Annotated in this window: 17 protein-coding genes; 10 read left to right on the forward strand and 7 right to left on the reverse strand. The window is 69.4% G+C overall.

All coding sequences use genetic code 11. From position 1 onward, the window contains the following. Nucleotides 1-4: 4 nt before the first annotated feature. On the reverse strand, nucleotides 5-958 hold the full coding sequence (locus GGR16_RS07925) for an aspartate carbamoyltransferase catalytic subunit (protein WP_019403544.1): 954 nt from the start codon (nucleotides 956-958) through the stop codon (nucleotides 5-7). Between the two features lie 61 nt (nucleotides 959-1,019). After that, nucleotides 1,020-1,622, reverse strand: a complete 603-nt coding sequence (locus GGR16_RS07930) for a TetR/AcrR family transcriptional regulator (protein ID WP_026015368.1) — start codon at nucleotides 1,620-1,622, stop codon at nucleotides 1,020-1,022. A 126-nt stretch (nucleotides 1,623-1,748) separates the two neighbouring features. Between GGR16_RS07930 and GGR16_RS07935 the strand changes: the two genes are divergently transcribed. The 3 genes from GGR16_RS07935 to rpmG all read left to right on the forward strand — a co-directional run bounded on the left by GGR16_RS07935 (nucleotide 1,749) and on the right by rpmG (nucleotide 3,594). Next, a complete protein-coding gene (locus GGR16_RS07935; RefSeq protein ID WP_026015367.1) occupies nucleotides 1,749-2,759 on the forward strand; it encodes a saccharopine dehydrogenase in 1,011 nt (336 codons plus the stop codon). Between the two features lie 140 nt (nucleotides 2,760-2,899). Next, nucleotides 2,900-3,196 (forward strand): DUF1236 domain-containing protein, encoded by a 297-nt coding sequence (locus GGR16_RS07940; RefSeq protein WP_019403541.1) that lies wholly within the window; start codon nucleotides 2,900-2,902, stop codon nucleotides 3,194-3,196. A 230-nt stretch (nucleotides 3,197-3,426) separates the two neighbouring features. Continuing rightward, nucleotides 3,427-3,594, forward strand: coding sequence for a 50S ribosomal protein L33 (gene rpmG / locus GGR16_RS07945; RefSeq protein ID WP_019403540.1), 168 nt, complete (start codon nucleotides 3,427-3,429; stop codon nucleotides 3,592-3,594). Between the two features lie 376 nt (nucleotides 3,595-3,970). Here the strand turns inward: rpmG and GGR16_RS07950 are convergent, their stop codons facing one another. Both GGR16_RS07950 and GGR16_RS07955 read right to left on the reverse strand, forming a co-directional pair. Beyond that, nucleotides 3,971-5,368: a PleD family two-component system response regulator gene (locus GGR16_RS07950; protein ID WP_183316188.1), complete on the reverse strand. Its 1,398-nt coding sequence runs from the start codon at nucleotides 5,366-5,368 to the stop codon at nucleotides 3,971-3,973. Between the two features lie 18 nt (nucleotides 5,369-5,386). Then, on the reverse strand, nucleotides 5,387-5,758 hold the full coding sequence (locus GGR16_RS07955) for a response regulator (RefSeq protein WP_019403538.1): 372 nt from the start codon (nucleotides 5,756-5,758) through the stop codon (nucleotides 5,387-5,389). A 144-nt stretch (nucleotides 5,759-5,902) separates the two neighbouring features. Here GGR16_RS07955 and GGR16_RS07960 point away from each other — a divergent pair, with 144 nt between their 5' ends. Together GGR16_RS07960 and GGR16_RS07965 are read left to right on the forward strand one after the other, a co-directional pair. Continuing rightward, the gene (locus GGR16_RS07960) at nucleotides 5,903-6,178 is read left to right on the forward strand and encodes a DUF3572 domain-containing protein (RefSeq protein ID WP_343059610.1); all 276 of its coding nucleotides are present in this window, start codon (nucleotides 5,903-5,905) and stop codon (nucleotides 6,176-6,178) included. 92 nt (nucleotides 6,179-6,270) lie between these two features. Continuing rightward, complete coding sequence (locus tag GGR16_RS07965; RefSeq protein WP_019403536.1) at nucleotides 6,271-7,581, forward strand: DNA polymerase IV; 1,311 nt, start codon at nucleotides 6,271-6,273, stop codon at nucleotides 7,579-7,581. Nucleotides 7,582-7,625: 44 nt separating this feature from the next. Here GGR16_RS07965 and GGR16_RS07970 read toward each other — a convergent pair whose 3' ends face one another. Together GGR16_RS07970 and GGR16_RS07975 are read right to left on the reverse strand one after the other, a co-directional pair. Next, a complete protein-coding gene (locus tag GGR16_RS07970; RefSeq protein ID WP_183316189.1) occupies nucleotides 7,626-7,994 on the reverse strand; it encodes a YkvA family protein in 369 nt (122 codons plus the stop codon). Between the two features lie 10 nt (nucleotides 7,995-8,004). Next, a complete protein-coding gene (locus GGR16_RS07975) occupies nucleotides 8,005-8,838 on the reverse strand; it encodes a cell envelope integrity EipB family protein (protein ID WP_026015365.1) in 834 nt (277 codons plus the stop codon). 273 nt (nucleotides 8,839-9,111) lie between these two features. Between GGR16_RS07975 and GGR16_RS07980 the strand changes: the two genes are divergently transcribed. The 5 genes from GGR16_RS07980 (at nucleotide 9,112) to GGR16_RS08000 (ending at nucleotide 14,365) form a co-directional block, all read left to right on the forward strand. Then, complete coding sequence (locus GGR16_RS07980) at nucleotides 9,112-9,582, forward strand: RidA family protein (RefSeq protein WP_183316190.1); 471 nt, start codon at nucleotides 9,112-9,114, stop codon at nucleotides 9,580-9,582. Nucleotides 9,583-9,592: 10 nt separating this feature from the next. After that, entirely contained in the window at nucleotides 9,593-10,336 is a 744-nt protein-coding gene (locus GGR16_RS07985) for a glycerophosphodiester phosphodiesterase family protein (RefSeq protein ID WP_183316191.1), read from the forward strand. Nucleotides 10,337-10,405: 69 nt separating this feature from the next. Further along, complete coding sequence (locus tag GGR16_RS07990; protein ID WP_183316192.1) at nucleotides 10,406-11,746, forward strand: GNAT family N-acetyltransferase; 1,341 nt, start codon at nucleotides 10,406-10,408, stop codon at nucleotides 11,744-11,746. Nucleotides 11,747-11,799: 53 nt separating this feature from the next. Beyond that, the gene (locus tag GGR16_RS07995; protein ID WP_183316193.1) at nucleotides 11,800-12,231 is read left to right on the forward strand and encodes an HIT family protein; all 432 of its coding nucleotides are present in this window, start codon (nucleotides 11,800-11,802) and stop codon (nucleotides 12,229-12,231) included. Between the two features lie 139 nt (nucleotides 12,232-12,370). Then, nucleotides 12,371-14,365 carry a methyl-accepting chemotaxis protein gene (locus GGR16_RS08000; protein ID WP_183316194.1) on the forward strand — a complete coding sequence of 665 codons (1,995 nt, stop codon included), beginning with the start codon at nucleotides 12,371-12,373 and terminating at the stop codon, nucleotides 14,363-14,365. A 21-nt stretch (nucleotides 14,366-14,386) separates the two neighbouring features. On the opposite strand, the gene GGR16_RS26415 is transcribed toward GGR16_RS08000, so the two are convergent. Beyond that, complete coding sequence (locus tag GGR16_RS26415) at nucleotides 14,387-14,515, reverse strand: hypothetical protein (RefSeq protein ID WP_019403528.1); 129 nt, start codon at nucleotides 14,513-14,515, stop codon at nucleotides 14,387-14,389. Nucleotides 14,516-14,549: the final 34 nt, after the last annotated feature.

The following is a 14,549-nucleotide window of genomic DNA, read 5'->3' on the forward strand; positions in this document are numbered from 1 at the left end:
CCCCTCATCCGTTCGGAAGGTTGCGCGCCAGCGCCTCGAGCGTCGCCATGCGCACGGCGACCCCCATCTCCACCTGCTCGCGGATGAGCGACTGGGCGCCGTCGGCCACCTCCGAATCGATCTCGACGCCCCGGTTCATGGGGCCCGGATGCATGACGAGGGCGTCGGGCTTCGCATAGGCGAGCTTCTCGCGGTCGAGGCCGAAGAAGCGGAAATATTCCTTCACCGACGGCACGAAGGAGCCGTTCATGCGCTCCCGCTGCAGGCGCAGCATCATCACGATGTCGGCATCCGCCAGCCCCTTGCGCATGTCCGTGAAGACCTCGACGCCGAAGCGTTCGAGCCCGGAAGGCAGCAGCGTCGAGGGCCCGACGCAGCGCACGCGCGCGCCGAGCGCCTGCAGCAGGATGATGTTGGAGCGCGCCACGCGCGAATGCAGCACGTCCCCGCAGATGGCGACGATCAGCCCCTCGATCCGCCCCTTGTTGCGGCGGATGGTGAGCGCGTCGAGCAGCGCCTGCGTCGGATGTTCGTGGGCGCCGTCGCCGGCATTGATGACGGCGCAGTCGACCTTGCGCGCGAGGAGATGCACGGCCCCGGCGGCATGGTGGCGCACGACGATGATGTCCGGCCGCATGGCATTCAGCGTCGCCGCCGTGTCGATCAGCGTCTCGCCCTTCTTCACCGAGGAGGAGGAGACCGACATGTTCATCACGTCGGCGCCGAGGCGCTTGCCCGCGAGCTCGAAGGACGACTGCGTGCGCGTCGAGGGCTCGAAGAAGAGGTTGATCTGCGTGCGCCCGCGCAAGGTGGTGCGCTTCTTCTCGACCTGCCGGCTCACCTCCACGGCCTCGTCGGCCATGTCGAGCAGGGCGGTGATGTCGAGCGGCGAAAGACCCTCGATCCCCAGCAGGTGCCGGTGGGGAAAGCTCGGGCGGGGCGCGGTTGTGGCTGTCATCTTGAAGCCACCGCTATAGGCGGAGTCGCGCCGTTCGGCAACAAGCTCTCACCCCGGCCGCTCATGGCTTCGCCAGGCTCGCGACGATCAGCTGCGTAAAGGCCGAGACGGCGGCAGCCTCGGCGACGCGGCCGCGCACGACTTCCGCGCCGATCGCCTCGCCGGCCCCGAGGAAGCCGACGCAGGCGAGGCGCAGCCTCTCGCCGGTGAGGGCGGTATAGGGGCCGAAGGCTCTGCCATAGAGGGCGATGCAGCCGTCGACGAGCTCGCGCTGGACGGCCTCCATCGCCTCGTCGCCCTTGAGGGCGGCGGAGACGGCGAGCCATTCGCCGCCGGCGGCGCAACAGTCCACATGCGCCTGGGCGACGACGCGGGCCACCTCGGCGAGTTGCCGCGGCGCCACGGCGAGCGCACGGCGCAGCGCCTCGACCTGCCGCTCGTCGAGCAGCCGATAGAGCGCGATCAGCAGCCCGGAGCGGGTGCCGAAGTGGTCATAGGCGATCGGCTTGGTCACGCCCGCCCGCTCGGCCACCGCCGCCAGGGTCAGCCCGTCCGTGCCCTCCTCCCGAACCATGGCGAGGGCGGTCTCCAGGAGCTGCGCCCGGCGCTCGCCCTTCGACAATCTGGCGGCCGGCGGCTCCCGCCCGGCAGCTTTTTTTTCCATGGCTCCTCGGCGCCCTGCTCTTCGCCGCTTGACAGCAGACAGGCAACTTACCACTAGTAAGTTACCATTGGTAGCAATCAGCCGGAGCGCGCCCGGCTCCCCGGATACAGAGGAGCAAGACCCGAAATGTCAATGCAACACCCGGCGCCGGTGCTCGTCATCGGCGGCTCAGGCGTCGTCGGCGCGCAGGCGGCCGCCATGCTGCGCCGTTTCCACCCTTCCCTGCCCCTCGTCATCGGCGGACGCGACCGTGCGAAGGCCGGGCGTGTGGCCGCCGCGATCGGCAACGCCTCTGCCATGCACGTCGACATCGACGTCGCCGGCCTCGCCCTGTCCGAGGACGCACGCTTCAGTGCCATCGTCGTCTTCGTCAAGGACGCGGCCCTCCACGCGCTCGACTACGCGCAGCGGCACGGGCTGCCTCACGTCAGCGTATCGAGCGGCGTCTTCGAGGTGGGCCCGGAGATGGCGCGCCACATCCACCGCCCCGCAGCCGCGCCGATCCTGATGGCGAGCAACTGGCTCGCCGGTGCCGCCACCTTTCCCACCCTCGTCTTCGCCCGGGATTTCCGTCGTATCGACACTATCGCCATCGCAGCGGTTCTCGACGAGGAGGACATGGGTGGCCCGGCGGCCTATGCCGATTTCGACCGGCTCACCACCGCCGCGCCGCACGCCCTGATGCTGAAGGATGGACGCTGGCTTTGGGCGGCCGGCGACGACGCCGCGCGGAACGTGCGTGACGTCGGCGGCAACGAGGTGGTGGCGAGCGCCTATTCGCCGTTCGACGTGCTCAGCCTCGCCGACACGACCGGCGCCCCCAACATCCGTTTCGACCTGGTCTATGGCCAGTCCGCCAGCCGCCGCCGCGGAGAGCCGTTCTCCACCGAGATCATCATCGAGATCGACGGCGAGGGCGCCGACGGGGACCGGCTGGCCCGGCGCTACGAGCTCGTGCATCCCGAAGGCCAGGCGCCGCTCACGGCCCTCGGCGCCACGCTGGCCGTGGAGCGCCTGCTCGGCCTCGCCGGCGGCGGCCCCGTCGCACCCGGCCTCTATCTGCCGGAGGTGCTGATCGAGCCTGCCTACGCGCTTCGGCGCATGCGGGAGATCGGCACCACCATGCGCCAGGTCTGAGGCGACGGCAGGGCGGCAGGCCATGGGGAACCACCCGGCGGCCGGCGCGTTGGAAGACGGGGCGAAAAGGAGAGTTAAGAATGACACGCCTACCTTATCTGCTCGCGTCCGCACTCCTTGCTGCGGGCATGACAGGAGCCATGGCGCAGACAACCGTGATCGAGACGCCCGGGCCGACGATCGAGATCGCGCCGGAACAGGAGACGGTCGTTCGCCGCTACGTCATCGAGCGTCGCCCGGCGCCGGTCGTTCTCGAGCGCGAAGTCACGGTCGGCGCCGAATTGCCGCCGGACGTCGTACTCCACGACTTCTCACCTGAGATCATCGAGACGGCACCGGGTCTGCGCGACTACGAGTACGTGACCACCGAGAACGAGATTCTCGTGGTCGAACCCTCGACCCGTCGGGTGGTGCGCGTTCTCGAAGCGACGGACTGACGCATCGGCTGGAAGCCATAGCCGACGCTCCAACAGCGCTGGCAAGGGGTATCGGTAACGCGAGGGAGGACCGGCGGCCATGCCGCCGGTCCGGTCGTTTGCGGCAGCCGGCAGCCTTGACTTCCGCCGCGGAATGCTGCATCTCCCGAGCCGAACGGCCGGGCGACTCCGGCCCTTTTGGTTTTTCGCGACGGGCTTGCCACAGCAGCCCCGCATGAAGAGGTGCCGCCATGGCCAAGGCTACGACGATCAAGATCAAGCTCGTCTCGACCGCCGACACGGGCTATTTCTACGTGACGACGAAGAACACGCGCACGATGACCGACAAGTTCGCCATCAAGAAGTACGACCCGGTCGCGCGCAAGCACGTCGAGTTCAAGGAACACAAGATCAAGTGAGCTCGGCGGGATCGGCGGCCGGCGGCGGATAAGCCCACCGGCCCGCGATGCCACGATAGCGTGATCCTGCAAGAAAGGCGCCCAATGGGCGCCTTTTTGATTCCGGCCGGCGGCCGGAGAATCGGGATGCACTGTCAGAACAATGAGGTGGCCGGCCGGAAGCGGGTTCGAGGAGGCCACGTAACCGCTTCCGTGCCGGCCGAACCCCACGGGACCCAGGAGATGCGGCGGACCTGAGCATCCGTAGGGAAACTTGCTGCGGGCCAGCGGCCTCGCATGCCGACAACCTACATCCGCGGCGCCAGAATGCAATCGCGGAAATGGCTCAACGGGTGCAAACCTGCGCGCACGGTTAAGCGCCCCATCAGGCGCCCCATTAGGCGCCCCATGCCGCCGCCTCGCCCGCGGCGGCCACCACACGGTTGCGGCCCGCGGCCTTCGCCCGGTAGAGCGCCATGTCGGCCCGCTTGAAGAGCGCCTGGATCGAGCCGTCGCCGGGCAAGAGACTGGCGACGCCGATGGAGACGGTCACATCGAGCGCGACCCTGCCCCGCTGCACGACGAAGGGTTCGCCCTCGACACGCATCCGGACCCGCTCGGCGACCGCCTCGGCGGCCTCGAGCGGCGTTCCCGGCACGATGACGACGATCTCCTCGCCGCCGAAGCGGCAGACCGTGTCGATGCCGCGGGTGTGGGTCTGCACGCGCCGGGCGAATTCGCGCAGGACCTCGTCGCCGACGTCGTGGCCGAAGCCGTCGTTGATCAGCTTGAAGCGGTCGATGTCGAGCAGCAGCAGCGACAGGCTGTCGCCGCTCTCCCGCGCCTGGGTGAAGGTGGTGCGCAGCTTCCCGTCGAGATAACGGCGATTGTAGAGGCCCGTCAGCGGATCGAGCACCGCAAGGGCGAGCGATGCCTGCACGCTGGCCCGCAGGCTGTCGGCATAGCGCTTGCGGCGCACCTGGGTGCGCACGCGCGCCACGAGCTCGCTGTGCTCCACCGGCCGCAGCAGATAGTCGTGCACGCCGATGTCGAGCCCGCGCAGGATGGCGGGGCGCTGGCTCTCGTCCGCCACCATCAGCACGACCGCGTTGCGAGAACGCTCCATGGCCCGCAGGTTGCTGCACAGCCGCAGCCCGTCCGCCCCGGCCAGGCCGAGGCTGACGATGAAGACGTCGAAATCCTCCTCCGCCACCCGCGCGAGCGCCTCCGCCGGCGTTTCGACGACGCAGACGGCATGATCGACGGCGAGTGCCGCCTGCATCCGGGCCGCCGTCTCCGGCCGATCCTCGACCACGAGAACCTGCGCGTCGCGTCCCGTCTCGAGCGTCGCCCCCGCCAAGGGGTCGTCGACGATGCCGAGCCCGCGCGAGGCCAGCACGCGGTTGCGCAATTCGTCGGTGAGGGTCTTCAGGCGCACGAGGCTGCGCACGCGCGCGATGAGGGCGAGGTCGTCGACCGGCTTCGTCAGGAAGTCGTCGGCCCCGGCCTCGAGGCCGCGCAGGCGGTCGCTCGGCTCGTCGAGCGCCGTCACCATGACGACGGGGATATGGGCCGTCGCCGGATCGTGCTTGAGCCGGCGGCAGACCTCCAGCCCGTCCATGCCCGGCATCATGACGTCGAGCAGGATGATGTCGCACAGGTTCTCGGCGCAGAGCGCCAGGGCCTGCGGCCCGCTCGAAGCGGTGAGGACCTCGAAATATTCCGCCGTCAGCCGCGCCTCGAGCAGCTTCACATTCGTCGGCGTGTCGTCAACTACGAGGATCCGGGCGGACATGGGGCGATGTGGCTCGTCTCAGGCAGCGTCGAGATAGTTTCTAACGGTTTCGAGAAATTTGGCCACCGAGATCGGCTTGGAGAGATAGGCCTCGCAGCCGCCCTCCCGGATGCGCTCCTCGTCGCCCTTCATGGCGAAGGCCGTGACGGCGATGACGGGGATCGCCTTGAGCTCCTCGTCCTGCTTCAGCCATTTCGTCACCTCGAGGCCGGAGACCTCGGGCAGCTGGATGTCCATGAGGATGAGGTCCGGCCGGTGCGCGCGTGCGATTTCCATCGCCTCGACGCCGCTTGCGGTCTTCAGCGTCGCATAGCCGTGGGCCTCGAGGAGGTCGCTGAACAGCTTCATGTTCAGGTCGTTGTCTTCGACGATGAGAACGGTCTTCGGCATATGCGACGCCTCTTGCGCGGCGGGCCCGCTCCATCCGCGATGGACAGGCGGGCTCTCACTTCCCTGTAAGATCGATGCTAGAGATAGCAGCCCACCCGTTGATGAATGGCAAATCTGATCCACGAAATGCGGCCGAACAAGTCATTGTCCGCAGCGCAAGCGGAAAACTGCGCCATCACCGCCCTTTCCTTCCTGGCGGCCGATCCCGAGCGGCTGGGGCGCTTCCTCGCCCTCACCGGCCTCGGTCCCGAGAACATTCGTGCGGCAGCGACCGAGCCGCGCTTTCTCGTCTCGGTCCTCGACCACCTGCTCGCGGACGAATCGCTGCTGCTCGCCTTTGCCGCCAACAACAATCTCGCCCCCGAGCACGTCGCGCTCGCCAGGGCCGTCCTCGATCCGGACCCGGGCAGCGGGCTGTGAGGCAGCGGCAGGCTGGTGCCGATTGCCGACGGCCCAGGGCCGATGGATGATGCTCTCCCGCCGGATTCGGGCGGGCACGGAAACATGAAACCATGGCCGGCGCGCCGAACATCTTCTGCCGCGACTGCCTCAGCGCCACGGCGCCGCCGCGCCCGCGCTGCCCCGCCTGCGGCAGCCCGCGCGTCATCGCCCATCCCGAGCGCGACCGGCTCTCCATCGCCCATGTCGACTGCGACGCCTTCTACGCCACCATCGAGAAGCGCGACGCGCCGGAGCTGCGCGACAAGCCGGTCATCATCGGCGGCGGCAAGCGCGGCGTCGTCTCGACCGCCTGCTACATCGCCCGCACCTACGGCGTGCGCTCCGCGATGCCCATGTTCAAGGCGCTGCAGGCCTGCCCCGACGCGGTGGTGATCAAGCCCGACATGGAGAAATACGTCCGCGTCGGGCGCGAGGTGCGCCGCCTGATGCTGGAGATGACGCCGCTCGTCGAGCCATTGTCGATCGACGAGGCCTTCCTCGACCTCACGGGCACCGAGCGCCTGCACAAGGCGACCCCGGCCGTCACGCTCGCGCGTTTCGCCCGGCGCGTGGAGGACGAGCTCGGCATCACCATCTCCGTCGGCCTGTCGGTCAACAAGTTCCTCGCCAAGATCGCGTCGGACCTCGACAAGCCGCGCGGCTTCTCCATCATCGGCGAGGCGGATGTCGCGCCCTTCCTCGCCGGCAAGCCGGTGTCCATCATCTACGGCATCGGGGCGGCGACCCAGGAGCGCCTGGCACGCGCCGGCCTCAGGACCATCGACGACGTCCGGGCCCGGGACGCGGGCGAGATCGTCGCCCTCGTCGGCAAGGACGGCCTGAGGCTGCACCGCCTCGCCCACGGCATCGACACGCGCAAGGTCGACCCGGTGCGCGAGACCAAGAGCATCTCCGCCGAAACGACCTTCGACCGCGACATCAGGGATGTGGAGACGCTGGCGCCGATCCTCTGGCGCCTGTCGGAGAAGCTGTCGCTCAGGCTGAAGAAGGCCGGCTTCGCCGGGCGCAGCGTGACGCTGAAGCTCAAGACCGCGGACTTCCGCACCAGGACGCGCTCGCGCTCCGGCATCGCGCCGACCCAGCTCGCCCGCCGGCTCTTCGACATCGCGGCGCCCATGCTGACGAGCGAGTGCGACGGCACCGCCTTCCGCCTCATCGGCATCGGCGCCACGGACCTGTGCGATGCCGCCCTCGCTGATGTCGGCGACCTCGCCGACACGGAATCGGTGCGCCTTGCCCGCATGGAGAAGGCGGTGGACAGCCTGCGCGAGCGCTTCGGCAAGGCCGCCGTCGTGCGCGGCATCGGCTTTGCCGCCGAAACCGGCAGGCCGGCGGACAAGAAGGGCGACAGCCGGCGCTGATGCGTCTCGGCGGTGCCGGACAGGCCCCCCTTCGGCGGATGGGGCTAACGCCACACCAGCCAGACCACCAGCGCCACGGATGCGATCCACAGGCAGGCGATGACGGCCGCGGCGACGCGGCTCACCGGGCGCTCCTGGGCCGCGGCCGCCAGTTCCCGGTGCTCGGCCATGAGCTCCGGCGGGATCAGCTTCACGACGGCGAGAACGCCGAGCGGCACGAGGATAACGTCGTCGAGATAGCCCAGAACCGGGATGAAGTCCGGGATGAGGTCGATGGGCGACAGCGCGTAGCCCGCGACGAGGAGGGCGAGCACCTTGGCATACAAGGGCACGCGCGGATCACGGCTGGCGAGATAGAGCGCATGCACGTCCCTCTTGATGACGCGCGCCCATTGCCTCAGCCGGCCGGCCATCTGGATGGGCCTAGGGCACCTGGCAGGGGTGCGTTTCGAGCACTTCGAGGGTCTTCATCTCGCCCTTGAGGGAGAAGTCGCCGTAGTCGAGCACGAGGTCGCGGCTGATGCCGTTCTCGTAGAGCTCGAAGGAGAGCTGGTAGCGCGGCGTGCGCTCCCCCTCCCCCTCCTTGGTGAAGTAACTGATCTTCACCGGCCAGCGCGGCATGTCCTTCAGCGCGTCCTGGCGCGCCGCCTCCTCGAGGCCCGCGACGGTGTCGGCCCCTTTCGGCCGGCCGATGATGGCGAGCGTGTCGTAGATCTGCCGGCCGTCGTCGGAGCCGTCGAACACCCGCGCCTCGATCAGTGAATTGCCGGCCTTGGCCGCGGCGATGATGCGCCTCAGGTGTTCGGTCGGGAAGATCACCTCGCCGTCGAGCGAGAAGCGGTCGCGTTTCGGGGCCCGGGTGCGCACCACGAGGCCATCCGCCGCCTCGCGCTCCGCCTGGCCGTCGACGAGCTTGGCCGGCGTGCCGCTGAAGGTCGATTCGGTCTTGAAGGTGAAGCTCGCCCCCTTGCCGTCCTCGAAGGTCGTCGTGCGCAGGTCGGACGTGCGCTGGCCGATGTCACCCCCCTCGAGCACCGTCACCTGGCGATAGGTCAGGGCATAGCCCTCGCAGGTGTTGCCGGTGAAGGAGAAGGCGACGCGCCCGCGGGCAGCCTCCACGCCGCGCGATCCCTTGCTCCCCAGCAAGGTGAGGTCATAGACGACGCGGTGCGGCGCAAGCGGCATCGCCGTCGTGGCGGCCGTGGCAGGCCCCAGGCTCAAGCCGACGGCCAGCAGCGTGCCGAGACAAACCTTCATGAAACTCTCCACTGCCGCGTCTCTTCGACGTCGTTCTGTCGCACCGTTCTGATTAGACGGCTGCGAGCCCCTGCCGGTCAAGGCAACAGAGGCCGCGAATGCGGCATCATCGGGATCGTGTGCGGAAGACGGCGCCCGGCGCGGCACTTGCCCACATCAGACTTGCCCACACGAGACTTGCCCACACAAGACTTGCGACAGGAGGGCGGATCGGCAACAACCTTGCCCGGTCATCGCCCGACCGGGTGACGGATCCATATGCGGAGACAGATGATGAGCACCATCGACGCCCTCCTCGCCGAACTCGGCATCACGCTGCCGACGCCGGCGGCTCCCGTCGCGAACTACCTGCCCTATGTGCGCACGGGCAATCTCCTCGTCATCTCCGGCCAGCTCTGCCTCGGCCTCGACGGCAAGCTCGCCGACGCCCACAAGGGCAAGCTCGGCGCCGGTGTTTCGCCCGAGACCGGCAAGGAGGCGGCGCGGCTGTGCGCCATCAACCTGCTCGCCCAGGCCCGCGCCGCGCTCGGTGACCTGTCGCAGATCACGCGCTGCGTGCGCCTCGGCGGCTTCATCAACGCGACGCCCGATTTCGCCGGCCTCGCCGGGGTGATGAACGGCGCCTCCGACTTCATGGTCGAGGTGCTGGGGGAAGCCGGCCGCCACGCCCGCTCCACGATCGGCGTCGCCGAACTGCCGCTCGACGCCTGCGTCGAGGTCGAGGCCATCTTCGAAGTCGCCTGAGGTCAGACGCATGCCCGCTCCCTCCTGGCTCACGGCGCAGCCCGTGGCGCACCGTGGGCTGCACGTGGCCGCCGACCGGGTGCTCGAGAACACGCCCGGCGCGGCCCTCGCCGCCGTCGCACGCGGCTTTGCCATCGAATGTGACGTGCAGCTCACGGCCGACGGCGAGGCCGTCGTGTTCCACGATTTCACGCTCGACCGCCTCACCGGCGAGAGCGGACGCATCGATGCCCGCACGGTGGCCGCCCTCGCGGGCATCGCCTTCCGCGACAGCGACGACCGCATCCCGACGCTCGGCGCGTTTCTCGACCTCATCGGGGGCCGCGTGCCCGTGGTCGTCGAGATCAAGAGCGGCTTCGACGGCAACCTCGCCCTGACGCGGCGCGTCACGGAGGTGGTCGCCGGCCGCGACGACCCGATCGCGCTCATGTCCTTCGATCCGGCCATCGTCGAGGCGCTCGCCGAGCTCGCGCCGGGACGCCCGCGGGGCATCACGGCGGAGGCCAACTACGACCACGGCGAATGGGCGCGCCTGCCGGCCGCCATGCAGAAGAGCCTCGGCCACCTGCTGCACATGGAGCGCTCGCGGCCCGACTTCATCGCATGGCACGTGAAGGACCTGCCGCACGCCGCCCCCAACATGGCGCGCTATTTCGGCATGCCCGTGCTGACCTGGACCGTGCGCACGCCCGAGGACCGGGAAACGGCCATGAAATACGCCGACCAGATGATCTTCGAGGGTTTCGTGCCCTGAGGCCCTACCGGCCGGCGGCTGGCGCACATAACTTAGCGGCATGACCCCATCCGCGAGCCGCCGCAGCCGATGACGACGAAAGCCGACGACGACGCGGGCCTCACCGTCCGCGTCGCTCCCTCGATCTCCGCCATCGCCGCTGCGGACTGGGACGCCTGCGCCAACCCGCAGGGTGCCGCACGGGAACCTCAACCGGCAGCTCAAGCAGCACCGGCAACCGATTCCCGCGACTCGTCTTTTCGAGCCCCCGACGAGGACCGGACCTGCGCCGGAAGCGGCATCGCCGTCCTTGAATCGGCTTCTCAGCACGATTCACATAACCCCTTCATTTCGCATGCCTTCCTCTCCGCCCTCGAGGAATCCGGCGCGGTCGGCGGGCGCACCGGCTGGACGCCGCTGCACCTCGTCGTCGAAGGGACGGACGGCGCCGTGCGGGCCGTGGCGCCCTGCTACGGCAAGTCGCACTCGCTCGGCGAATATGTCTTCGACCACGGCTGGGCCGATGCCTTCGAGCGCGCCGGCGGGCAATATTACCCGAAGCTCCAGCTGTCCGTGCCCTTCACGCCGGCGACCGGCCGGCGCCTCCTCGCGCGGCCCGGCCCCGGCGCTGACGCCGCGCGCCACGGCCTCGTCGCCGGCCTCAGGGCCCTGCGGCGCGAGATCGATGCCTCGTCCGCGCACGTGACATTCCTGCCGCAGGAGGAGTGGCGCTTCCTTGGTGAAGAGGGCTTCCTCCTGCGCACCGACCGGCAGTTCCACTGGCCCAACGAGGGCTATCATTCGTTCGAGGATTTTCTCGGTGCCCTTTCCGCCCGCAAGCGCAAGGCGATCCGGCGCGAGCGGCGCGATGCGCTCGGCCCCGACATCACCATCGAGCCGCTCACGGGCAGCGACATCACGGAAGCCCACTGGGACGCCTTCTTCGACTTCTACCAGGACACCGGCTCGCGCAAATGGGGCCGGCCCTACCTGCCGCGCGCCTTCTTCTCCCTCGTCGGGGAGCGCATGGCGGACAGGATCCTGCTCGTCGTGGCCCGGCGGGGCGGCCGCTACATCGCCGGGGCGCTCAACTTCATCGGCGCCAACACCCTCTACGGCCGCAACTGGGGCGCCATCGAGCATCACCCCTTCCTGCACTTCGAGCTCTGCTATTACCAGGCCATGGACTTCGCCATCCGCCGCGGCCTCGCCCGCGTGGAGGCCGGGGCGCAGGGCGAGCACAAGCTCGCCCGCGGCTACAAGCCTGCCCTCACCTATTCCGCCCACGACATCGGTCATCCCGGCCTGCGCCGGGCCGTGGCCGACTATCTGGCGCGCGAGCGCGTCGCCATCGAAGCGGAGATGGAGGCCCTCGCCGAGGAGCTGCCCTACCGGCACGAAGGCCAGGGGGCACGCGCGCCCGGCGCTTGACGGCGGGAGCCCCGCTCGCCAAACCTTGCCCGTCGGTGATCCATGAGGATGGCATGAGCAGCTACGATCCGAACAACATCTTCGCCAAGATCCTGCGCGGCGAGCTGCCGTGCGAGCGCGTCTACGAGGACGAGCACACGCTTGCCTTCATGGACATCATGCCCCGGGCCGACGGCCACGTGCTCGTCATCCCGAAGGTCGAGGCCCGCAACATCTTCGACATTCCCGCCGAGGATCTCGGCCGCCTCGCCGTCGGCGTGCAGAAGGTGGCGCGGGCGGTGAAGGCGGGCATGGACGCGGAGGGCCTCACCATCCAGCAGTTCAACGAGAGCGCCGGCGGCCAGGTCGTCTTCCACATCCACGTCCACATCCTGCCGCGCTGGAAGGACGTGCCCCTCAGGCCGCACACCGGCGAAATGGCACCGCCCGAGACGTTGAAGGCCCACGCCGAGCGTATCCGTAAGGCCATCGCCGGGCTCGCCTGACGCTTGACACGATGACCGAAGGAAAGGCGGGCGCTGTCCAGCAGCGGCCGCCTTTCCGTTTCGAGACAAGCCCCACGTCAGCTTGCCGTTCGAGGATGGCGGCATCGCCCCGTGTGCCGACCTTTCGACGAGGTGACGCGTGCTGTCCCGGAACTGGCTCCACAGCTTTTCGATCCGCATGCGGATTGCCGCCCTCAGCCTCACGGCCCTTGTCGGCTTTGCCGCGATCGGGACCATCTACACGGCGAGCAATAAGCAGATCGCGGCGGCGCTCGCCGAAAAGGACGCCTACGCCGACCTTGCCCACGCCGCCGAGCTGTTCCGCGCCGCGACGCTGCGGGTCGAGGGCGACGTGAAGGATTACCTGCGCGTCCGCACCGATGTCGTGGCGCGCAAGTTCGACGACGAGGCCCGCCAGGCGACCGAAGCGCTGACCGCCCTGCGTTCCCGGCCCATGGCCGGCGACCTTTCCGCCAGCATCGACGAGCTCGGCAAGGCGCTCACCGCCATCGAGACCTCCTTCCGCACCGTCGCCGGGCTCGTGAACGATCTCGGCACGAGCCCGGACAGCGGGCTTGGCGGCGACATCCAGGCCGCCGCCAAGGCGATGGAGCAGGCGCTCGCTGAATTCGCGCGCGACAATCCCGACCCCGAGCTCAACCGGCTGATCGTCGCCTTCGACCAGTTGCGCCGAACCGAGCGTGAATACCTGCTGACGGGCGGCGACACCGAGCGCGGCCGGGTCGAGGTCGCCCTCGGCCGGGTCGAGCGCCTCGTCGCCCGTGCCGAGACTCTGACGCCCGAGCTGCGCACGGGCCTCGAGGGCGGTCTCAAGACCTACCGGGCGAAGGTGGACGGCTGGCAGGAGAAGCACGACCTCTTCGTGCGCGTCGGCGATCAGCTCGCCCTCTCCACCGATGTCATCGACCCGGCCGTCGCCGCCATCGTGCAGACGGCGGTGAACGGATCGGCCGCCGCGACGCAGCGCCTCCAGCGCATCGCAGACGCGACGACCAATGTCGTCCTCGCGACGATCGCCGCCTCGGCGGTGATCGGCTTCGCCCTGTCCTGGCTCATCGGCCGCAGCATCAGCCGCCCGCTCAACGGCCTGGCGATGACCATGCAGCGCCTCGCTGCGGGCGATACCGGCATCGCCATCCCTGCCGTGCCCGGGCGCAACGAGATCGCCCGCATGGCGGCGGCGGTCGCCGTCTTCCGCGACAATGCGCTGGAGCGCGACGCCCTCACCGCGCGCGAGGCGGAGGAGCAGGCACGGCGCGACGAGCGCGCCGCCCAGATCGAGGCGATGATCGCCCGCTTCGAGGCCACGGCGAAGGCCGGCCTCGTCGAGGTGCGCAGTGCCGCGGCCGAGCTGAGGACGGCCTCGGATGCGCTCGACGCCACCGCGCGCGAGGCGGCGGGGCGCATCACCGAGGCCGACGGCGCGGTCGCGGTCGCCTCCGACAACGTGTCGTCGGCCGCCACGGCGACGGGCACGCTCGCCGAATCGATCGACCGCATCACCGAGGAGGCGGCCCGCTCGACCACCGTCGCCGGACGCGCCCGCGACGAGGTCGCCGAGACCGTGGAGACCGTCCAGAACCTCGCCACGGCCGCCGACCGCATCGGCGAGGTGGTGAAGCTGATCCTCGCCATCGCCAACCAGACGAACCTGCTTGCCCTCAATGCGACGATCGAGGCGGCCCGGGCCGGCGAAGCCGGCAAGGGGTTTGCCGTCGTCGCCTCGGAGGTGAAGACCCTGGCGAGCCAGACCGCGTCCGCGACCGAGGAGATCCGCAGCCAGATCGCCGCCATCCAGGCCGTGTCCGACACGGCGGTGGACGCCATCGGCCATGTCAACGCGATCATCGTGGAGATGGCCACGATGGCGGGGACGGTGTCGGACGCCGTGCGTGAGCAGGAAAGGGTCGTGCGCGCGCTCGCCGACAACGTCGATCGCGCCTCGGGCGAGGCCGCCAACGGCGCAGGTGCCATGAAGGGTGTCGCCGAGGCCGCCGAGGCGACCCGCACGGCCGCGCGCGACGTGGACGCCCTCGCCGACCGCCTGGCGGACCAGACGGAAACGATCGAGCGCGCGATCTCGGCCTTCCTGGAGGATGTGCGCGCCGCCTGACGCGGCTTCAGGCGAAAGGCATCAGCGCAGGAGGTCGCCGCTCGCCACGGCCCTGATCAGGGCCTGTGCGGGATCGCTGACCTGGTCCCAGACGAGCGAGCCGAGGAAGAAGCTGATCAGCACGATGATCGGCAGGAAGAACCAGGACATCACTTCTTCGGTGCGCTGGCGGCGACGCCGGCGC

This window comes from Chelatococcus caeni (assembly GCF_014196925.1).
GTDB classification, from domain to species: domain Bacteria; phylum Pseudomonadota; class Alphaproteobacteria; order Rhizobiales; family Beijerinckiaceae; genus Chelatococcus_A; species Chelatococcus_A caeni.